The organism is Nostoc sp. (genome assembly GCF_036916985.1).
Classification (GTDB): Bacteria; Cyanobacteriota; Cyanobacteriia; order Cyanobacteriales; family Nostocaceae; genus Nostoc.
The window spans coordinates 60,856-82,695 of sequence record NZ_JBALFD010000019.1; the positions used below are offsets into that span (position 1 = coordinate 60,856).

A 21,840-nucleotide genomic window follows, 5' to 3' on the forward strand; every position below is an offset into this window, starting at 1 on the left:
TCCCAATTTCCAATTTCCAATTTCCAATTTCCAATTCCCAATCCCCAATCCCCAGTCCCCAATTCCCAAAAAATTAAGACTTACGCATTTCAATGGAACTCTGCCACTGCGTAAGTCTTAAAAAAAATCTTATTTTTTACTCGATCAAGCTTGTTTTAGGAGATGTTTGACCAAATTATCTTTGACCATCATCTGCCGTAAAACTTCTAGCAAAAAATCCTGAGCCTCTTCTTGACTCAAACTTTTTACCTGGTCTTTCAAATTTTGTAAACGAAACTGTTGCTCTAAAGTTAATTCGATTGGGAAGTCCATCATTCACTCCTGGGATTGACTGGATCGAAGGGTATTTTTTATTACCGCTAGTTTAAATGTCTAAGCTGTCGTAGAAATTGCTTTCCAATATTCTAGCACCGAGATATTAAAACGTCCACATTGTCAAGCTATAACAAATCATGCTTATAAAAGTTTACAATTATATGACAACACATCTACCTCTCCCTTGGTAGGGAATTTATTGAAGCTGACCCGCTAATGGCTGTAATGTTTAGAATGTTTAGATACCAATAACTCTAAAAAGAAAAAACAAGATAAACATCGTCCGCAGGAGTAATAAGTAGGAGTCAGAAGATTGATAGACGCAATGGAATTTTTTCAGCTAAGTGCTGGTAAGTGGCGATCGCAACGTGCAACTCATCATCTAGCGTTCAAGCGCTCAGAGACAGGAGAATCGGATATACAGGTAGAAACTCTCGATGCCGACCATCCCGAAATCATAGAATTGTGCCAGTATCATGAGATTGACCCCAGCCTTTCAATAGGTGGTTCGCGCGTGCGTTGGCTAGGCACAATGGCTTGGGATCGAGAAGGTGAGGAAAATCATCAAGGGAAAACCATATTTGCGATCGTGCCTGATGGCGATAACCCCAGGCAAGGAAAATTACTCCGCGAAAGAGGTTACGCCGAAATAGTGCCTGTAGTGGGTCTTTTTCACATGGATGATGAAGATGGACTGGTATTGACAACCGAATACGAAACAATGAGTTCCATTGAGCGATTCTGGTTTGCCAGCCCAAATATGCGAATGCGAACCAGTACAGTCAAACGGTTTGGCGGCTTTAGCACAGCATCGTTTTGTACTGAAACCCGCATTGATGCTGCTATTGAGGTTTCCAGCACAGAAGAAGTAACAGAAAGACTTGGGCAGGATGTTCTAGAAAAAAGACAGTTTTATTCAGTTTTGGGGTGGTGAATTATCTCAACCAGAGTGATGCTTTTACTCGTGGGCAAGATTATCTGCGTCTGGTACAGGGACTTGCTCTAGAACCGAGTATGGTGGATGTGTTTGATAACTTGCGCGATCGCATCCCCATTTGCACTTGGATCGGCGATAATATTAATGCTGTAAATACTCAGATAAACACCTATTTAGGGTTTTGTCATGAGTGCTTTCATCCCCAAGAGCGTCGCCACATCCAAATTTTTGCAGTACCCATAGCTCAATCCTTCGGGATAGATGGGCTGTGTAACATTCTCACAAACCCAATCACTATTTTGGTAGATGTCGGTCGAGTTGCACCTAAAGACTGGTTTGGTGTAGTCGTCCATGAATACGCCCATGCCCATCTAGGAGACTTTGGTCACAATGAGCAGTTTGCTGGCATCCTATCTCATTTATGTTTAGGGCTGGGATTGGAACCACCCTACTGGGAGGCAGGAATGGAAGCAACTTTACGTAGCTGGCCTTACTGTAAATCAACCATAGATCCCCTGGAATTTTGGATAGGTCGCTGAGGGGGGAAGGAGGCAGGGGGCAGGGGGCAGGGGGCAGAAAGTAGAAACATCTTGATGTCTGATTTTGAGTCCTGCATTTTGTACCTTATCTACCTGAAAACTGCTGCATTATTCCTACCCAGTCCCCAATCCCCAGTCCCCAATCCCCAGTCCCCAATTCCCAGTCCCCAGTCCCCAATCCCCATTAATTTCTTTTGCTAAATGTTAAAAATTATTGCTCTAGTTCAAAAAGGTGAAACTGAATCTCCTAATCTAAAATATGTGAATAAAGTTTGTTTGGTGATTCACGTAGTCATTTAAGCTGGAAGTTCCACTCCCTATATTGATTAGCTATGGTTGAATCTAGCAAGCTAATCATTTCTTTGAATACCGAAAATCACTCTTAGTTAAGTTTCATGAAATTTTATCAGAATTCTGAGGTTCTGATCCAACTACTCCTTTAATATGTGATTAAAAGTTGTTAACTTTAATTAAGAACATGGAGGCTTTAGAGTGCCAATTCCTCTGTTAGAATACGAACCTTCAAGTCAAAACCAGCGTGTAGCTGCTTATGAAGTGCCGGGTGATGAACAGCCCAGGATTTTTAATACAGACAATATTCTGTCTCCGTCAGATTTAGGCGATCTGATTGAAGCTGCATATCGTCAAATTTTCTTTCATGCCTTTGCTGCCGATCGCGAAACATATTTAGAATCCCAACTCCGTAATGGCCAAATTACAGTGCGGGACTTTATTCGTGGGTTGTTGCTTTCTAATACCTTTAAGAGAAGCTTCTACGACCTCAACAATAATTATCGCTTTGTTGAGCAAGTAATCCAGCGAGTTCTAGGACGCGACCCATACAACGAGCGGGAAAAAATCGCTTGGTCAATTGTAGTTGCGACCAAGGGTATTGTCGGCTTGGTTGATGAAGTACTCAACACTGAAGAGTACCTGAGCAATTTTGGATACTCCACAGTGCCTTATCAGCGCCGTCGGATACTGCCATCTCAATCTGCGGGTGAGTTGCCATTCAACATCAAATCTCCGCGATATGAGGATTACCATCGTACCAAACTGGGTTTCCCCCAAATTATTTGGCAGGTAGAAGTACGCAGATTTCTTCCACAAGAGCAAAAGCCCAAGGCTGGCGATCCAGCTTTATTCTTGGCTTTGGCACAAAGTATCAATGCAACTGGCAATGCTCCCCAACGGATCTCGTCATTCAACATTGATATCGAAAAGTCTGTACCTTATCGGCAAATAGCAGGAATTAAATAACAATTTTTGGTCAGTGGCTGGCTAGTACATCCACTTGATTGATTATTTTATAGCGTGCATAAGTCTTGGGTTATGTAGGAGTTTCATTTAGATATAACTAGTGAAACAGACTCTATCCCATGTCTGATGCACGCTAGTTGTTAATGGGGATTGGGGATTGGGGATTGGGGATGGTTTTTTTCTCAATGCGTAATGTCTATGAAATGCTTATCCCAGGTTGAAAGCAGCAGCTTAAAGTGTAGTTCGTCTTTTTAGCATCTCCAAAAGTTTTGTAAAGTGGGCGGGAGGAGTCGCTGTCACCTCAATCAATTCCCCAGATAGGGGATGCTGCAATTTTAGTCGCCAAGCGTGGAGTGCTTGACCAGGCAAATTTACCCCTACTGAATGACCAGAACTATAAACTCGGTCGCCAACAATTGGATGTCCCATTTTGCCACTGTGGACGCGAATTTGATGGGTGCGTCCAGTTTCTAATTGAAAGTGAATTAAGGTGAAGTTACCAAGGCGTTCTAGTACTTGCCAATGAGTGACGGCGACTCGTCCGCCTTGTTCAAGGGGTATAATCGCCATTTTCTTGCGGTCTTGGGGATGGCGACCAATGGGTAAATCTATAGTGCCACTTTCAGTTTTTGGCGCACCGTAAACTACACCCAAGTATTCTCGTCGTGCAGTTTTAGCTTTGAGTTGCGCTTGTAAATGACGATGGGCAATATCTGTTTTAGCGATCGCGATCGCTCCCGTTGTATCCTTATCCAATCGATGGACGATTCCCGGACGTTGGATTCCGCCAATTCCTGGTAAATTGGGACAGTGTGCCAATAAAGCATTTACCAAAGTGCCATCTGGATGACCCGGTGCAGGATGGACAACTAAACCTGCGGGTTTGTTGAGAATAAGTAATTGGTCGTCTTCGTAGAGGATATCTAAAGGGATATCTTCTGCAAGCAGTTCTAAGGGTTGGACTTCTGGTATTTCGAGAGTGATGCGATCGCCTAACTTGACATTGATCTTTTTAGATGTGCAAACTTGATCGTTAAGTTGGACGTTACCCTGTTCGATTAACTGTTGGATGCGGGAACGAGATAAATCTGGTAATTCTTGGGAAAGGAAGCGGTCGAGGCGATCGCCTTTAGTGTTGACGCAGTGTATCGTATTACTGGAGGGAAGTAGGCTAGGTGCTGCATCCTCCATAACAGAAGACAAGCGTTCGCTATTTTCTTGGATTTGTAAATTAAATTCGGTCACAATTGCTCTAGATTAATTCCCCTTCTTTAAGTAAAGCGCGGAAATGCTTTAAAAGGGCAGTTAAAAACCGCGTTTACACAGGCAAAACCTTGATTCTACCTTATGGATGAGAGTTTGTTTAACGGCGAATAGAATTCGCTGTTACTCAAATTTGACATGAACGAAAAGGGAATTTTCCTAAATTCGATGTAGCAAATCGCTTAAATTCTTTCCGTCTCTCCTCCTCCGTGTCCTCTGCGCCTCTGCGGTTCGTTATTCTAAATCTATAACTTCTTGTGGCAACTCAAATAAACCATCTTCCCCAGCTTCAAAATCAATTACCTGATACACAGCATCAATATTTAACTCACCATAAATATGAGGAAATAATTCGCCTATTTCAGCAGGTTCATAGCGAATTTCAGCTTGTACTTTTTCCGAATCAATAAAAAGTATTACCAATTCTTTTTGGTTATCAAAAAATCTCTTGGCAACTTTGAGTATCTGCGTTGATTTTGAGCAATGTATAAAACCTTCACTCTCTAACGAATCAGCGCGATATTTACCGATATTTTTTGCTTGTTCCCATTGTTGGCGCTTGGTAATGTGGAGGATAGTATTCATAGAAAATCTAGGAATTTCTGCGGATTGTAATATTTTCGGAAAATCTTCTAAATTTGTAAAGTCTTTAATTACTTTGGTTGCGCCTAAATTTGTTAATTTATTATCACCTATTCCAAGAAAGGCAATATTTAACTTATAGGCTGCTTTTACGTCCCAAACACCATCACCGACAAAAACAACTTTCTGAAATTTTTCAACTTGATAAGCATTCTCTGCTTTGATAATAGCTGTCTTAATAATATCTTCTCGCGAAAGTGCATCATTAGCTGAAGCTAACGGAATGCCTTTAATTTCTATATTAGCTTTTTGAAGTTTTAGTTGAGCAGATTCATGCCAACCACCAGTTGCGATTGCAACACACCAATCAGATTCTAACTGCAATTTAGCTAATACATTTGCAGAACCAGAAATTTCGCTGAATAAATCTTGATTGCTGATAAATGCTTCCTGAAGTAGACTAACAAAACGTGCTTTGAGTCTTACTAACTCTTCATTTGAAGGAAGACGTTCTAATTTTTCTTGGAAAATTTGCTGGGTAATTCCAGAATCCGTGGTGTATGCGTATTCAGCCCAGTTTGTATTTATACCAAAAATACCAAATTCCAATGCAAATGCACGTACAAAACAATTTTCATCAATTTTGAAGGTATTGGTCAGTGTACCATCAATATCAAAAATTACTAACTGCATACAAGCGATCGCTCTACAATATTATTCTTAAAAATTTCATGTCCAGAGGCTAAAGCTATAACACAGCCTACTTAAGACTTACTTTATAAATTGTCTTTTAGAATCGAGTCAATCAGTGCGATCGCGCCCCAATTTTTTTGCTTATTACCATTATTCGCGTTTCGTGATGTGGAGGATAGTATTCATGTTGCTTGTATCATTTTACGAATATTATCTAAAGATGATTCAGGTTTAGCAGGTTCATCAGGATAAAATTCAAGATATAATCTATATTTATCTTTAGTGAAATTTGATATATATATTTTAATTTTTAATTTGCCTTTTTGCCAGCCTTTACCGCTAATTTTAAGTATCTGGCAATCTATAACCAAATTTAATTTAACTTCATCTATTTGGATAGTGTCTTGACTAACAGATATTTGCTTGAAAAATTCAGAAATTTGAGTGTTAGCATTTTGATTTGAGTATAAATAAGAAGCACTATGACGTTCCCACTTGCTGTAAATCTGTTCCTGAACTAATTCCTTTAATCTGCTGACTTTAAAAGTGTCTTTCTCCAAAAGTACAACATCATCACAGTCTAGAGTAATGAATTTATTCTTCATATCAGTGTAGTCAATTCAGAGTGGACAATAATGGCTTGATAATTTAAGCTTACTCCTAGCTTATTCTGCAATTTTGTTTACATCAAGTTAGTGAAAATACTCAAATGACTTACAAAAGAATAATCTGAGCATCTATCAAGCGATCGCTCAACAACATTCCTAAATAAATTACGAACAAAAAGATCCCCGACTTCTTCAAGAAGTCGGGGATCTGAGCCTCTGGGTATTTGCAAAATTATGCCCAGACACAGAGTTTTCTTGTGAAAACCGCTATATCATCCTATAAATTCGGTGGAATACAAACATCTGGCGCACACAAACCAGGAAAATCTAGCGTCGTCACCTCAAACGTATTCAAATCTATGCGGCGGATGGCGTGGTTATTAGTATCAGCAATATATAAATGTGAATTCAAAACACTCAATCCCGAAGGTTCAAAAAACCGAGTGTTCTTACCCTTCCCATCTTTGAAGCCGCTAATACCATCTCCCAAAACTGTTTGACAATTCCCTGTGCTGGTACTAACTAATTTAATTTTATGATTATAGGTATCTGCCACCCACAGGAAATTATCAGCATATTCCACTCCTAAACAGTGTTGTAAACGGACATCTTCACCTTGTCCATCTACATCGCCAAAACCAAATAAACCCCCACTACCGCAAACAGTTCGCACTTGGTACGGTTCTATAATTCCCACACCACGAATTGAACTAATTTCACTGTCAGCAATATATAATTCTTGCCCATTATTAGTAATACCGCTAGGTTGAGCAAAGGCAGATTCGGTAAGTGAACCATCAATACACGCTTCTGTACCAGTACCAGCATAAGTTTTGATGATGCCGGTTTCCAAATCCATTTGCCAAATTTGATGCGGCCCAGCCATTGCAATAAACAGAATATTTCCCACTTTCACTAAATCCCAAGGGGAATTCAGCGCGGTTTCTAAACCAGCACCGCTATGAGGATGGATATTGCGGCTTTGTTCACCTGTTCCTGCGATCGCTTCCACAACTTGACGCTTTAAATCAACTCGCCGCAGGGTATGATTTTCTGTATCAGCAATGTAAAGAATCTGATTTTCGGCATCATAAGCCATTCCCTGGGGTGCAAAAAATTGCGCTTCGTTAAAAGCACCATCGGTTAAGCCGGATTTTCCAGTACCAATTAAATGTAGAATTTCTCCGTCGAAGCTACTCATAACTAGGCGGTGATGTCCAGAATCAGCAATGAATAAACCCATTGGAGTAGCTAGAACTTTACCAGGAAAAGCTAGGGGTGTGATTAATGGTTGGCGTTGTTTTTCTAAAGTCAAGCTGATTTCTTGGAAATTAATTGTGCCTTTATTTTGGTGTTGTTGAATTAACTTTTGAATCAACTCGTCTAAAGTGTCACGGTTTCCTTCACCGGAAATCTGGCCAATCACGTAACCTTCTGGATCAATAATTATTAATGTAGGCCAAGCACGCACAGCATACTCTTCCCAAATCCGAAAACCGCTATCAACGACAACTGAATGTTCAATGTCGTAGCGCAGAATAGCTTGGCGGATATTTTCTGTTTCTTTTTCGTTGTCAAATTTCGCAGAATGAACGCCGATGATGGTAAGACTATCTTTATATTTTTGTTCTAAATATTTTAGGTTTGGCAGAATATGCAGACAATTGATGCAACAGTATGTCCAAAAGTCTAAGATTACGACTCTACCCTTGAGTTCTTTAAGAGATAAAGGTTTATCGGTGTTCAGCCAAGAGTAATTTTGTGGTAATTCTGGCGCTCTAACACGGGGAATCATAAAGTATCCTTTGATAAGGTTAGCTCATCACTTTAACTTTAAATTCAGAGCAGTTTTTATACTTGATTCTTTTATATAACAATCCTAAATTAATTACGAACAAAAAGATCCCTGACTTCTTCAAGAAGTCGGGGATCTGAGCCTCTCGGTGTTTACAAGTCAAATAGGATTGGCATATTACAGTAAGTCTATCGATTTAGCATAATTCAAAGTATAATTATCCTCTCAATCAGTGTCAGCTAAAGTTTATGAACACTCTCTATGTTTCCGATTTAGACGGTACATTGCTTGGAGATAATGCAATTCTTTCTTCCTTCAGCAAAAAAATCCTTGATGAACTCTTGCATCAAGGACTCCAGTTTACTGTAGCTAGTGCGCGTAGCGTTGTTTCTATGCAAGTCATGCTAAAAGGTTTGAATCTTCGTCTCCCAGTTATCGAATTTAATGGTGCTTTTATTTCTGATTTGGATTCTGGTAGACATGAAATTATTAACTCTATTTGTCCTTCTGTAGTTGAAAGTATCTACAAACTTATCTTGGAGTTTGGTTGTGTTCCGTTTATATCTAGTTTTAATGGTACGGAAGATTGTGCTTACTATAAAGATATAATCAACGATGGAATGCGTTGGTATCTTAACGATCGCCTAACCAGCAAAGACCGAAGGTTGCGATCAATTGAAGATTTGACGCTTTCTTTTAACGATCAAATTATTTGTCTAACAGTGATTGGTCATGCACAGGAATTACTCGAACTTCAAGGCGCGATTATTGAAAGACATGAAACTAACGTAGAGACACACTTGATGGAAAACCAATACTCTCCGGGATGGTATTGGTTAACAATTCATGACCGCAAAGCGACAAAAGCCCAAGCCATTCGGACTCTGGTAGAAAATTATGGATTACAGGAAAGTGAGGTTGTAGTTTTTGGCGATCAAATTAATGATATCAAAATGTTCAAGATTGCTAATCATGCTATTGCAGTTGCTAACGCAGATGCCGAACTCAAGCGTTACGCAACATTATTAATTGGTTCAAATATAGAAGATAGTGTTGTTAAATATATTAATCAGGATTGGTCAAATAGATATGCTTTGAAATCTGACTTTGACATTGACTAGTAGTCTGTCTCAAAAGTTTTGAGAGGTTAGTGATGTTCAAATTCCCGACTTCTTGAAGAAGTTGGATATTTAGCAGCCCCACACAATGAATTTGGTGGGTAGAGAGATGCGATAAATCGCCGTCTCTACAGGTAATTTATCCATCAATTATTTATTGACAGACTACTAATAGTATAGGGATTGAAATTGCTTAGTTTCTTTTAGGAGTTATGTATGGTCGGGGTAATATTTGATCTAGATGGAACTCTTTGGAATATATCGAGTATATGTGCAGATGCTTGGAATCAAGCAATTAAGATTGCTAATATTTCGAGAACTCCTATTACTGAGGATGATATTAATGGGGTAAGTGGTCTTCCTTTTATAGAGTGCATAAAAAATATTTTTCCAGACATAGAAGAGGAAAATATTGATAAATTTTCTCTTTTAATAGAAGACTGTGAAAAGCAAGAGATAAAAACTAGAGGTGGAACTTTATATAAGGGTGTTTCAGAATATTTAGATACTTTGTCCTCTCAGTTTCCCTTGTTTTTAGTTAGCAATTGTGAGTACTGGTACTTGCAGGTATTTCTTTCTATGCCTTTAAACACTAGTAATACAAACAAAACTTTTAGGGATATATTTGTAGACTCAGAGTGTTTTGGCAGAACTCAAAAACCCAAATCTGAAAATATCATTGCAATTTGTCAGCGTCATAGCTTGAAAAAAGCAATTTATATTGGAGATACAGAAAGTGATAGATTAGCAGCTATAAAAGCAGGGGTTGATTTTATTCACGCCTCCTATGGATTTGGTTATGTAGAATCAGCAAATTTAAAGAGTGCGGCTTCTTTTAGTGAAGTTGTCGATATACTGTCAACTTTTATCAATCCACCATCAGTAACGATAGAAAATATTACAGCGAGTTCATAAACTAGAAATGGTTTTACCGGATATCACTTTTGAAAAGACTTGACAGACTAACGACTACAGAGTTGTCAGCTTGGGTACAACAAGCGAAAACTAAAGCTGAACACGGAAAAGTTATCGATCGCATTCCGCAATTAGCTAAAGCTTATCCTAGTTGGTTTGCAGTTCACATCTGCTGTAAATCGGGTAAAACCATCAGTTTTGGGGATACAGCTTGTGTTTTCCCGCTAATGAGCGTGATTAAGACATTTTCCCTACTTTATCTGCTAGAACATCTCGGAGCAGAAACAGTTTTTCGGTGGGTTGGGGTGCAACCATCGGATGCACCCTTCAATTCTTTAGAACAATTAGTTAGCGATCGCGGCCGCCCCCGCAACCCTATGATTAATAGTGGGGCAATTACTCTCGCTGATAAGTTACCAGGAAAAGACGCTAATCAACGCACTCTCTTATTTTGTCAATGGCTCAACCAATTAGCCGGTTGCCAACTAAGCTTAGATGAGGTAATGCTGGCTTCAGTGCGATTAACCCGTTCAACAGCCAATGAAGCGATCGCAAACTATCTTGCCGAAACCGGTTATCTCGAAAATCTTGAAATAGCACTTGACACATACGAGCAAATATGCTGTCTATCTGCGCGAGTTGAAGATTTAGCCCTGTTGGGAAAACTCCTAGCTTGTGAAAATAGCAGATTGTCTGCACAAAACCGCCGAATTGTCAATGCTGTGATGTTAACTTGTGGATTGTACGAAGCTTCTGCCGAGTTTGCAGTCAGAATTGGTTTACCGATGAAATCAGGGATTGGTGGTGGACTTGTAGTAATAGTACCAGGTGAGGGAGCGATCGCTTGTTACAGTCCCTCCTTGGATAATATCGGAAATCCTGTCGGTGCGATCGCATTCGTTGAAACTTTAGCGCAAGAGTTGCAGTTGAGTGTCTTTGGTTGATTCTGTTGTAGGTAACGGCGTTGATTCAGGAGTTAGTGTGGGAGACTCAATAATCTCTGGCAGCGTGGGTGGCAAACTGGGAGATGGTGTAACTGGTGCTTGTGGGGTAGGGACTTTACCAGCCCCACGGTTGAAATATCCACCAAATCTAGATTTGGTTGGTTTAGGCGCAACTTTTTCAGGTAACGGCGTTGATTCAGGAGTTGGCGTTACCGTTGGCTGTGGTTCTGGTGTTGGCGTAATTATTTCTGGTGCTGGAGACTCAATAATCTCTGGCGGCGTGGGTGGCAAACTAGGAGATGGTGTAACTGGTGCTTGTGGGGTAGTGACTTTACCAGCCCCACGGTTGAAAAATCCGCCCAATCTAGGTTGTTTAGTTGGTTTAGGCGCAACTTTTTCAGGTAATGGCGTAGATTCAGGGGTTGGCGTTACCGTTGGCTGTGGTTCTGGAGATTCAATAATTTCTGCTGGTGTCGGGGACAAGCTAGGAGATGGTGCAGCCGTTGGAACTTTTAATGTTGGTTTTTCTGGCTGTATTTTGGATTCTTTTGGAATTTCTGTTTCAGGAATGGGTTGTTTTTGGGGTGTTTTTTCAACAGAAGGTGTCGGTGTGGGTTTAGGTGCAGGTCTATAATTGGGGTCAACAATACCGCGCACCTCCGCTGCTGTGAGTTCTCCTCTAATAATTCTCGATAGAGTATCTTTACCCTTTGGCTGGTAGTCAATCAATCTAACTGTGGTATTAAAGGCATTTTTGACAGCATTTCCCTGATTATCGAGAAATTCCAGTTTTACCCAATTTTTTCCTGGATGGAAGCCTTTAAGGTAAATTGCCTGCCAGCGATCGAAAATAAAGCTTTCACCATTAATTGTGACGCGAATCCGCCAATCACTAAATCCTTCGTTAGCGTTTTCCTTCAGGGCGAGGTGTAGGGGCGCGTTAGTTAGGTAAAAGTCCAGTAAAATTGGTTCTGTTCCGTAGTTACCTTGAGGATTGCTGTAAGTTAGCAGGGGTAATTTGGAATCTGGATTGTTATCGTCAGTTTTTGTGAAAACGTGAAATGTTGTCTGGGCATAAGCGCCTTCATTTTTGAAGCTTTCATCCCAAGGACGGGAGGCAAAGACGCGCAGGGTATGAGTACCTGGAGACAAGTCTGGTAAAACCAAAGGCTGATTCAGGTCGTAAACAGGTATATGAGGTTGATTATCCAGAATTACGTGTAGATGGGGCCCTATTTGTAATTGTGGATCTTTAAATATTGGTAGATCCTTTACCTGAAAGCTGGCTGTAACTTTATTATCTTGGAAAACTTCATCAGGCTGTGGAGTAACAATTGTCACTTGTGGCTGATAAACTTCCAAAATTGGACGCAGTTCTTGGATAACATCTGGTGGGGAAACTTCCGAAAACTGCTTAGAAATTTGAGAAATCTGAGGAGAGTTTTCTCTATAGATAGTAGATACTTCCTGGCTAGCGACTTTCTCGCCGCAACTGGTCAAGCTTAATACCAGCACCAATGTCATTACCCACCTGAGAATCGAGAACCTCTCAGGGAGAAATTTCTCTAACACCCTTTTCAGCCACGAGTTCATGTGTTGCACCCAGTGATAGTCTTCGATAATTGACAGATTTATTTTGGCTCAAACTGTCCATCTGGAACTATAGCCCAAAAGGTGAAATCTGCCTCAGATCGCATGGTTTTCTTGTATATCTCAGGAAATTTTAGCGGATTGCGCTGATTCCTCTGCAACTTTTCTCAGATGAAGTTGGGGACTGGGGATTGGGGACTGGGGACTGGGGACTGGGGACTGGGAAAGAAATTCTTTTAAGATTCTCTGGAGGTATGAATCCCTGACTTTTCACGTTATGTGGAAAAGTCTACCAAAAACCTAACCCCCTTCCCGACGCGGGAAGGGGGAAAATTCAAAGTCTCTCTCCTCAAAGGAGAGAGACTTTGAGAGAGGTTTTGCAGATGCCGTGAAAAGTCAGGTATGAATCCACATACTTATATTCCCAATATCCAATCCCGATTTTTAAAATCGTCATATTAATTACAGCGTTTTACTTACGAAAATTGAAATATGACATAAATGTTCACGAGTAATCACCGCAAAAGCTAGAACATCGGCTATGTAGAGCCAAACCATAAATCTTACGAATTGTTATCCTTTGTAAATTAAATAGATAATCTATTGACTTTTGGGAAAAAAGTTTGAAGTTAAAAGCCAGTTAAGGCAGGAATTCCAGCAATATTCGGGCAAGTTTGAATTATTGTTAAAATATCTCCAACAATGTACAAGTGAAGACTCTATAATTCAACGAGAAACAACTCTCCACATGGGGTCTTCATCGTGGCTTCAGTAAAATTCTGGAGTAGTCGGTAATGGTTCATTTTGTGGTATTAATGATTCCTCATTCCTTATCAAGAGAGGAGGTCGAATGACAATAAGTCCTCCGGAGCGAGAGGAAAAAAAGGCAAGAGTAATCGTCGATAACGATCCAGTTCCAACCTCATTCGAGAAATGGGCACAACCTGGACACTTTGACAGATCCTTGGCCAGAGGTCCCAAAACCACCACATGGATTTGGAACCTGCACGCACTCGCCCATGATTTTGATACACATACAAGCGATTTAGAAGAGATATCCCGCAAGATATTCTCAGCCCACTTCGGCCACCTGGCTGTAGTGACCATCTGGTTGAGCGGGATGATTTTCCACGGCGCGAAGTTTTCTAACTACGAAGCTTGGTTAAGCGACCCGTTAAACGTTAAACCAAGTGCCCAAGTTGTTTGGCCCATTGTCGGGCAAGACATTTTAAACGGTGATGTTGGCGGTGGTTTCCACGGTATTCAAATCACCTCCGGTTTGTTCCAAGTCTGGCGCGGTTGGGGGATTACAAACTCCTTCCAACTTTACGTAACAGCAATCGGTGGCTTGGTATTAGCAGGCTTATTCCTATTTGCCGGCTGGTTCCACTACCACAAACGCGCTCCCAAACTGGAATGGTTCCAAAATGTGGAATCAATCCTCAACCACCACTTACAAGTGTTGCTAGGTCTTGGTTCTTTGGGATGGGCTGGTCACTTGATCCACGTGTCCGCACCGACCAACAAGCTTTTGGATGCAGGCGTTGCCATCAAAGACATACCCTTGCCCCACGAGTTCATCTTGAACAAAGACTTGTTGACCGAGTTGTATCCCGGCTTTGCTGCTGGTTTAGCACCTTTCTTCACCTTGAACTGGGGTCAGTATGCTGACTTCCTGACCTTCAAGGGCGGTCTAAACCCAGTAACAGGCGGCTTGTGGTTAACTGATATTTCCCATCACCATTTGGCGATCGCAGTTCTCTTTATCATTGCTGGTCATCAATACCGTACCAACTGGGGTATTGGTCACAGCATTAAAGAGATCCTAGAAAACCACAAAGGCCCTTTCACTGGCGAAGGTCACAAAGGTCTCTACGAAAACCTGACCACCTCTTGGCACGCTCAATTGGCTACTAACCTAGCCTTCTTGGGTTCGCTGACCATCATCATCGCGCATCACCAATACGCGATGCCCCCCTATCCATATTTGGCAACTGACTACGCTACTCAGCTAGCTCTGTTTACTCACCATACTTGGATCGGTGGCTTCTTAATCGTTGGTGGAGCGGCTCACGCTGCGATCTTCATGGTGCGAGATTACGATCCAGTTGTGAATCAAAACAACTTGCTGGATCGAGTGATTCGTCACCGGGATGCGATTATTTCCCATCTAAACTGGGTGTCTATATTCCTCGGCTTCCATAGCTTTGGACTTTACATCCACAACGACACAATGCGTGCATTGGGTCGTCCTCAAGACTTGTTCTCTGATACAGGGATTCAATTGCAGCCAGTATTTGCCCAGTGGATACAAAATATCCACGCCTTGGCTCCTGGTACAACTGCACCCAATGCCCTAGAACCAGTTAGCTATGTCTTTGGCGGCGGTGTCTTGGCTGTTGGCGGAAAAGTGGCAGCTGCACCCATTGTTTTGGGCACAGCGGACTTCCTAATTCACCACATTCACGCTTTCACCATTCACGTCACCGTCCTAATTCTGCTCAAAGGTGTGCTGTACGCCCGTAGCTCTCGTCTGATTCCAGACAAAGCAAACCTGGGCTTCCGCTTCCCCTGCGACGGGCCAGGTCGTGGTGGTACCTGTCAAGTGTCTGGTTGGGATCACGTATTCCTCGGACTTTTCTGGATGTACAACTCCATATCGATTGTAATTTTCCACTTCAGCTGGAAGTTACAGTCAGATGTTTGGGGAACGGTAGATGCAGATGGTGTAGTGACTCACATCACTGGTGGTAACTTTGCCCAAAGTGCTATCACCATCAACGGTTGGTTGCGTGACTTCTTGTGGGCACAAGCGACACAAGTCATCAACTCCTACGGAAGTGCGCTGTCTGCTTATGGTCTAGTTTTCTTAGGCGCTCACTTTGTTTGGGCATTCAGCTTGATGTTCCTGTTCAGTGGTCGCGGCTACTGGCAAGAACTGATTGAGTCCATTGTTTGGGCACATAACAAACTGAAGGTAGCACCAGCAATTCAACCTCGCGCTCTGAGCATTATTCAGGGTCGGGCTGTAGGGGTAGCTCATTACCTCTTGGGAGGAATTGCCACAACTTGGGCATTCTTCCACGCACACATCCTTTCAGTAGGGTAGCAATCAGTAAAATTTTGGATTTGAGATTTTAGATTTTGGATTGAATCTAAAATCTAAAATTCAAAATCCAAAATTCATCTGGTATTTGATGGCTAAAGGTCAGAGGATTTATTAAACCTATGGCGACGAAATTTCCGAAATTTAGCCAGGATCTCGCACAGGACCCGACGACTCGTCGGATATGGTATGCGATCGCTACAGGCAACGACTTTGAAACCCATGATGGCATCACAGAGGAAAATCTTTACCAAAAGATTTTCGCTACTCACTTCGGTCACTTGGCAATCATCTTCCTGTGGGCATCCAGCCTCCTGTTCCACGTAGCCTGGCAAGGTAACTTTGAACAGTGGATTAAAGATCCCCTTCACATCCGTCCCATCGCCCACGCGATTTGGGACCCCCACTTTGGTAAACCAGCGATCGAAGCTTTTACCCAAGCGGGCGCTAGCAATCCAGTCAACATTACCTACTCTGGTCTCTACCATTGGTGGTATACCATCGGTCTGCGGAATAACGGCGAACTGTACAACGGTTCAGTATTCTTGCTGTTATTCGCGGCTGTATTATTGTTCGCTGGTTGGCTGCACTTGCAACCCAAGTACCGTCCTAGCTTGGCATGGTTTAAGAGCGCGGAACATCGCCTAAACCACCACTTAGCAGGTTTGTTTGGTGTTAGTTCTTTAGCTTGGGCTGGTCACTTAATTCACGTTGCTGTTCCCGAAGCTCGCGGTCAGCACGTAGGTTGGGATAACTTCCTGAATACCCCACCCCACCCAGCAGGTTTGACACCATTCTTTACAGGCAACTGGGGTGTTTACTCTCAAAACCCTGACACTCCTGGACATATCTTCGGGACATCGCAAGGTGCTGGAACTGCAATTCTGAGTTTCTTGGGTGGTTTCCATCCCCAGACAGAAGCTTTGTGGCTGACTGACATCGCTCATCACCACTTAGCGATCGCAGTTTTATTCATCGTTGCTGGTCACATGTACCGGACAAATTTTGGGATTGGTCACAGTCTCAAAGAAGCCTTGAATGCTAAGAGTTTCTTCGGCATTCCGGTTGAAGGGCCCTTCAACCTACCTCACCAAGGTATCTACGACACCTACAACAACTCCCTGCACTTCCAATTGGGATGGCACTTAGCAGCATTAGGTGTTGTTACTTCCCTGGTAGCACAGCACATGTACTCACTGCCTTCCTACGCATTTATTGCGAAGGACTACACAACACAGGCAGCGTTGTACACGCATCACCAGTATATTGCTGGATTCCTGATGCTTGGTGCTTTTGCTCACGGAGCAATCTTCTGGGTTCGTGATTACGATCCAGAGCAAAACAAGGGTAACGTTCTTGAACGTGTACTACAGCACAAAGAAGCGATTATTTCCCATCTCAGCTGGGTATCCCTTTTCTTGGGCTTCCACACCCTTGGTTTGTACGTACATAATGACGTAGTAGTTGCTTTCGGCACTCCTGAAAAGCAAATTTTGATTGAGCCAGTATTTGCTCAATTCGTCCAAGCTGCAAACGGTAAAGTGCTGTACGGTTTAGATACATTGCTATCTAACCCCGATAGTATTGCTTACACAGCATGGCCTAACTACGCTAACGTTTGGCTTCCAGGTTGGTTAGATGCCATCAATGCTGGTACTAACTCCTTGTTCTTGACAATTGGCCCTGGCGACTTCTTGGTACACCATGCGATCGCTTTAGGTCTGCACACCAGTACTTTGATCTTGGTCAAAGGTGCTTTGGATGCCCGTGGTTCTAAGCTGATGCCCGATAAAAAGGACTTCGGCTATGCCTTCCCTTGCGACGGCCCCGGTCGTGGCGGTACTTGCGACATCTCAGCTTGGGATTCCTTCTACCTCGCTACATTCTGGGTACTTAATACCCTTGGTTGGGTTACGTTCTACTGGCATTGGAAACATCTAGGTGTTTGGCAAGGCAACGTCGCTCAGTTCAATGAGAACTCTACATATCTCATGGGCTGGTTCCGCGATTACCTCTGGGCTAACTCTGCTCAGTTGATAAACGGTTACAACCCTTACGGCGTGAATAACCTGTCTGTCTGGGCTTGGATGTTCTTGTTTGGACACCTAGTTTGGGCTACTGGTTTCATGTTCTTAATCTCCTGGAGAGGTTACTGGCAAGAGTTGATTGAAACCCTTGTTTGGGCACACGAACGCACTCCTCTAGCTAACCTAGTTCGCTGGAAAGACAAGCCCGTTGCTCTGTCCATCGTTCAAGCTCGTGTAGTTGGTCTAGCTCACTTCACTGTTGGCTACGTCGTAACTTACGCCGCATTCTTGATTGCTTCTACTGCTGGTAAGTTCGGTTAATTCGGCTGCTAGTTTTGTAGATAAGTAATAAAAATTCCCTGCCTTGCGGCAGGGAATTTTTTTGGTTTTTGATTACTTTTCATTAAAGGAGTTTCAGCTTAAGTTGACACCAATGGAACACGGGCCACGCCTACGCTAAAATATATAGCTAAGTAAAAAGTTATCTTTTTGGGTGCGACCTAAACTCTAAAATTGTCAAATTTCTAAACTCTCAGCCATTTCAACACACTTGGGTTCTTGTCATAGCGGTACGTCAAGCCATCCTTAGTAGTAATAGAATCTCCTTTGCTTGCCTTACTTCTGATAGTGCTAATGGAATAATTAGTTAATTCACTTATTTCCTTATGAGAAAGCTTTTCACTTGTGATTGTTTCTGTCAATATTTGTGATTGATTTTGCGACTCATTATTAGGCTTACTTTGAATATTTATTGTTTTTTGATTTCGATAATCCTGAACAGTCACAAGTTGCCAACTGGAATCTTGTGCAAGTTCTAAAACCCATTGATGATAATTAAAGAGACTCTCCCGATGTCCAACACTGATAAAAGTTGTTTTTGTTTCTTGTAATTGTTGATATAAATTACCTTCGTTTTTCAAATCCAAAGCACTAGTTGCTTCATCCAAAATAGTGAAGCTCGGATGAGTAACTAACAATCGTGCAAAAGCAAGGCGTTGTTGTTCTCCCAAGGATAGGATATTCTCCCAAGGGACTTCTGCATCAAAGCCGCCAACTTTTTTTACCAAATTTTGTAGGTTAACTTCTTGCAAAACATCTTCGAGTTCTTGATCGCTGACTTGACGAGTTGTCTGCGGATAAAGTAGTTGTTCGCGTAAAGTTCCCAAAATAATATAGGGACGTTGAGGTAAAAACAAGACTTCTTCTAGAGGAGGTCGCACCAGACGTCCCGTTCCCGCATTCCACAAACCAGCGATCGCTCTCAACAGAGAACTTTTACCTCGTCCACTCGGCCCAACAATCAATAAGCCTTCTCCTGGTTGAACAGAAAGTGACAAATTTTCAACGATTACCTGCTCATAGTTGGGCGTTTGTAAGGTGACATTCTCGAAAGCTAAACGGTTTTCTTCTATTGTTTTAATAGTACTGACATTCTCTGGTTGTTTGGTAACTGCTTCTAACGCATCTGAAAACTCAGATAAACGCTCAACATAACTGGAAAATCGTCCGGAATTCCCAAATTCTCTAATTAATGTTGCCATAGCTGAGGCAAACTGATTACAAGCTATACTGGCTTGGACAACTTCTCCGAAATCAGCTTGACCACTCATATATAAAGGTGCTAGTACCAGATATGGGAATATTTGGATAGCAGACTTATATGCGCCGTCAAAAAGTTCTTGATTGTTCTCCCAATTAATCTTGCGTTCGACATTTTTTAGGAGATTAATAAATCGTCGTTGAATTATATTAGATTCTTGTTTCTCTCCCTGAAAAAAAGCTATTGATTCAGCGTGATTACGAACATGAGTCAGAGAATAACTGTATTCTGCTTTCAGTTCTAATTCTTCTTGATTAATTTTATTCAATTGTTGACCTAAGTAAATAGCAATCAAGTTGCCTACGATTGTATAAACAACCAAAACAATTGCAATAAATTGGGAAATTGACCAAAGAATTACTAAAAAAGTAGTCATTTCCAGCACTTTTTCTAGAAAAATAGCTGAAAAACTCAAAGCATTACTGGTGATGGGTTCGATTTCTTGGGATATTCGTTGATCTGGGTTATCAACATCGGATCTAAAGTTGATTTTATAGTAGGCACGATTGCTCAAATATTTTGATAATGTGTGATTATTTAACCATTTGTACCAATCAAGAGCGATTTTTTTTCTGACAAGTTTAGAAAATCCGTTTAAGAGTGTTATGCAGACAAGAGCAGCGCCGAAAACTACTATCGTATTAATAAAGTTAGGATAATCTTTCTCTTCAATGACATCGGTTATATAGCGAGTAACGAAGCTATTAAAGGCAGTTACGCCCACTAGCGCGATTATTAATAAAATCAGGAGAATCAGCATCCCCCATATCCGAATCACGTCTGGAAATACTCTTTCCCCGGACTCTGTTGGATACCAGTAAGGCTGAACGATCGCTCTTACATTCTCCCAAAAATTATTAGAAGCCGGAGGAGAAGGATCATTCTTTAAGGATTGACCACGAGAAACTTTGGTTTGCATATTCTAAAATAAGCTGAACATCTTTTTTGATTGAATTGCAGAAGTACTAAGCGATGATAAAAACACAGGATTTAATGTAGATCATAAATGTTGAATTTAGATACAAAAATTTTCCGATTTATAGACTAAATTAACAATTATCTATTTTGAAAAATCGATAATTCCGAAAATAAAATAATAATTGCAAATTAGTAGAGCTTTTAATCAACCACCACTATGCAACGCCAAATTTAGGATATCAAAGAAACTGCATCATTCTTACTAGAAGCTGTATCAGCAGCCATTGCAACTGCATTACTAACAACATTAGGCAGTTCATCTTCCACAAACCTTAAGCGAGGGTACAAGTAGGCAATACAGGTTTCTAAAATAGTCAAGATTCCCATAATCATCAGTAGAAGTCCCATCCCACGACCTGACCCCACACCGATGATTTGTCCAATGCTTCCTGCTAAAAAACCGTTAGTAGCCATTAAGGGTTCAAAAACCTTCTCGGCTAAAGGCCCAATCGTGATGTAGCCTAAAGGGAAAGCGGCTGCTTCAATCGCTCCTTTGATCGCAAAAACTCTACCTTGTACATTAGGTTCTACTTTATTTTGCATGACAGCTTGCGTTGAACTGGAAACGATCGGTTGTGTGAGGAAAAATAAGAAGATACCAACAGTGAAGATGACAAGGGAGGCTTGCAAACCAGCGACGAAAATAAATACGCCACTCAAAAGCATACACCCGTATATGGCATATATGTTGCGTTCTAGCCCTCCCCATGTGCTGACGAACAAGCCACCTGCCAGAATCCCAATGCCAAATAGCGAAAGAATAGTTCCCAAAAAGCTTACTGAAACGAAATTTAACACTAGCGGGATAGTGATGACATTAATACCTCCCACAATATAAAAACTGGAGGCTGAGAATAACACTAGTCCCAGCAGTCCTGGTCGAGTGGTCAAATATGTCAATCCGTAAGTTGCTTCACTTAGGAATGAACTTTTTGCAGTGGCAACAGCACTTGTGTTAACTTCCGGGAACCGAACCAGCATCAAGGAGACAACAGCAATAAATACAGCCGTTACGTGAAACAAAATAATCCCTTGGAAATGGACAATGGTTAGTAAAATACCTCCAAGAGTTGGTGCAATGATTAGGGAAATACCAAACATCAGACTCATTAGCCCGTTAGCACGATTAAGGTGCTGTTTCGGCACTAGTAAGACTGTTGATGCTGTATAAGCAGGTGTATGAAAAGCCATGAAAACAGCAGTGAAGGTATTGGCTAGGTAAATGTGCCACACTTCTAACCGACCGATGACAAATAAAACGCCGATCGCGATCGTTCCCAAACACGCCAAGACATCAGCAAAAATCATTGTCTTTCGGCGATCCCACTTATCTACCAGAGGCCCAGCGATCGGGGAAATTAAGATTAGCGGTAGAGTATTGAACAGGGAGACTAAAGCAAACTGGGTAACTGAGCCAGTGCGATTATAAACCCAGATATCTAAGGCAAAGGCAGTGGTACTAGAACCAATTAAGGCGATCAACTGTCCTACCCAAACAATTATAAATAGCCGCATTTCCTGTAAAACAGTCAGTCTGGTTTTTTTCATAATCTGTAAATCTGACATTATT

The 21,840-nt window shown here is 41.6% G+C and carries 16 protein-coding genes and 1 pseudogene; 8 read left to right on the plus strand and 9 right to left on the minus strand.

Translation table 11 applies throughout. The features are described 5' to 3' along the window. Positions 1 to 144: 144 nt before the first annotated feature. Entirely contained in the window at positions 145 to 315 is a 171-nt protein-coding gene (locus V7L07_RS07665; protein ID WP_442936022.1) for an NblA/ycf18 family protein, read from the minus strand. 325 nt (positions 316 to 640) lie between these two features. Between V7L07_RS07665 and V7L07_RS07670 the strand changes: the two genes are divergently transcribed. The 3 genes from V7L07_RS07670 to V7L07_RS07680 all read left to right on the plus strand — a co-directional run bounded on the left by V7L07_RS07670 (position 641) and on the right by V7L07_RS07680 (position 3,051). After that, a complete protein-coding gene (locus V7L07_RS07670; RefSeq protein ID WP_442936023.1) occupies positions 641 to 1,249 on the plus strand; it encodes a phycobiliprotein lyase in 609 nt (202 codons plus the stop codon). Further along, on the plus strand, positions 1,246 to 1,791 hold the full coding sequence (locus V7L07_RS07675) for a hypothetical protein (RefSeq protein WP_335056515.1): 546 nt from the start codon (positions 1,246 to 1,248) through the stop codon (positions 1,789 to 1,791). The genes V7L07_RS07670 and V7L07_RS07675 overlap by 4 nt, the downstream gene beginning before the upstream one ends. A 492-nt stretch (positions 1,792 to 2,283) precedes the next feature. After that, complete coding sequence (locus tag V7L07_RS07680; RefSeq protein WP_335056517.1) at positions 2,284 to 3,051, plus strand: phycobilisome rod-core linker polypeptide; 768 nt, start codon at positions 2,284 to 2,286, stop codon at positions 3,049 to 3,051. A 231-nt stretch (positions 3,052 to 3,282) separates the two neighbouring features. On the opposite strand, the gene V7L07_RS07685 is transcribed toward V7L07_RS07680, so the two are convergent. From V7L07_RS07685 to V7L07_RS07705, 5 genes and pseudogenes are all read right to left on the minus strand, one after another. Continuing rightward, positions 3,283 to 4,242 (minus strand): RluA family pseudouridine synthase, encoded by a 960-nt coding sequence (locus V7L07_RS07685; protein WP_442936028.1) that lies wholly within the window; start codon positions 4,240 to 4,242, stop codon positions 3,283 to 3,285. Between the two features lie 306 nt (positions 4,243 to 4,548). After that, positions 4,549 to 4,899: a DUF952 domain-containing protein gene (locus V7L07_RS07690; protein WP_335056631.1), complete on the minus strand. Its 351-nt coding sequence runs from the start codon at positions 4,897 to 4,899 to the stop codon at positions 4,549 to 4,551. Between the two features lie 123 nt (positions 4,900 to 5,022). Next, positions 5,023 to 5,589: pseudogene (locus V7L07_RS07695) on the minus strand (HAD family hydrolase); the annotation flags it as partial. A gap of 182 nt (positions 5,590 to 5,771) precedes the next feature. Then, the gene (locus tag V7L07_RS07700) at positions 5,772 to 6,194 is read right to left on the minus strand and encodes a KGK domain-containing protein (RefSeq protein WP_335056522.1); all 423 of its coding nucleotides are present in this window, start codon (positions 6,192 to 6,194) and stop codon (positions 5,772 to 5,774) included. A gap of 280 nt (positions 6,195 to 6,474) precedes the next feature. Then, positions 6,475 to 7,992: a thioredoxin-like domain-containing protein gene (locus tag V7L07_RS07705; RefSeq protein WP_335056524.1), complete on the minus strand. Its 1,518-nt coding sequence runs from the start codon at positions 7,990 to 7,992 to the stop codon at positions 6,475 to 6,477. Positions 7,993 to 8,240: 248 nt separating this feature from the next. Between V7L07_RS07705 and V7L07_RS07710 the strand changes: the two genes are divergently transcribed. The 3 genes from V7L07_RS07710 to glsA all read left to right on the plus strand — a co-directional run bounded on the left by V7L07_RS07710 (position 8,241) and on the right by glsA (position 10,969). Then, entirely contained in the window at positions 8,241 to 9,113 is an 873-nt protein-coding gene (locus V7L07_RS07710; protein WP_335056526.1) for an HAD family hydrolase, read from the plus strand. A 213-nt stretch (positions 9,114 to 9,326) separates the two neighbouring features. Then, complete coding sequence (locus tag V7L07_RS07715; RefSeq protein ID WP_335056528.1) at positions 9,327 to 10,025, plus strand: HAD family hydrolase; 699 nt, start codon at positions 9,327 to 9,329, stop codon at positions 10,023 to 10,025. Between the two features lie 29 nt (positions 10,026 to 10,054). Next, positions 10,055 to 10,969: a glutaminase A gene (gene glsA, locus V7L07_RS07720; protein WP_335056530.1), complete on the plus strand. Its 915-nt coding sequence runs from the start codon at positions 10,055 to 10,057 to the stop codon at positions 10,967 to 10,969. Here glsA and V7L07_RS07725 read toward each other — a convergent pair. Further along, positions 10,934 to 12,562: a hypothetical protein gene (locus tag V7L07_RS07725; protein ID WP_335056532.1), complete on the minus strand. Its 1,629-nt coding sequence runs from the start codon at positions 12,560 to 12,562 to the stop codon at positions 10,934 to 10,936. The two genes, glsA and V7L07_RS07725, sit on opposite strands and share 36 nt — an antisense overlap. An 847-nt stretch (positions 12,563 to 13,409) precedes the next feature. Between V7L07_RS07725 and psaA the strand changes: the two genes are divergently transcribed. Further along, a complete protein-coding gene (gene psaA / locus V7L07_RS07730; protein ID WP_335056534.1) occupies positions 13,410 to 15,668 on the plus strand; it encodes a photosystem I core protein PsaA in 2,259 nt (752 codons plus the stop codon). Between the two features lie 119 nt (positions 15,669 to 15,787). Further along, positions 15,788 to 18,013 (plus strand): photosystem I core protein PsaB, encoded by a 2,226-nt coding sequence (gene psaB / locus V7L07_RS07735; RefSeq protein WP_335056536.1) that lies wholly within the window; start codon positions 15,788 to 15,790, stop codon positions 18,011 to 18,013. 203 nt (positions 18,014 to 18,216) lie between these two features. On the opposite strand, the gene V7L07_RS07740 is transcribed toward psaB, so the two are convergent. Beyond that, positions 18,217 to 20,211 (minus strand): ABC transporter ATP-binding protein/permease, encoded by a 1,995-nt coding sequence (locus V7L07_RS07740; RefSeq protein ID WP_335056538.1) that lies wholly within the window; start codon positions 20,209 to 20,211, stop codon positions 18,217 to 18,219. A 230-nt stretch (positions 20,212 to 20,441) separates the two neighbouring features. Next, positions 20,442 to 21,818, minus strand: coding sequence for an MFS transporter (locus V7L07_RS07745; RefSeq protein ID WP_335056541.1), 1,377 nt, complete (start codon positions 21,816 to 21,818; stop codon positions 20,442 to 20,444). Positions 21,819 to 21,840: the final 22 nt, after the last annotated feature.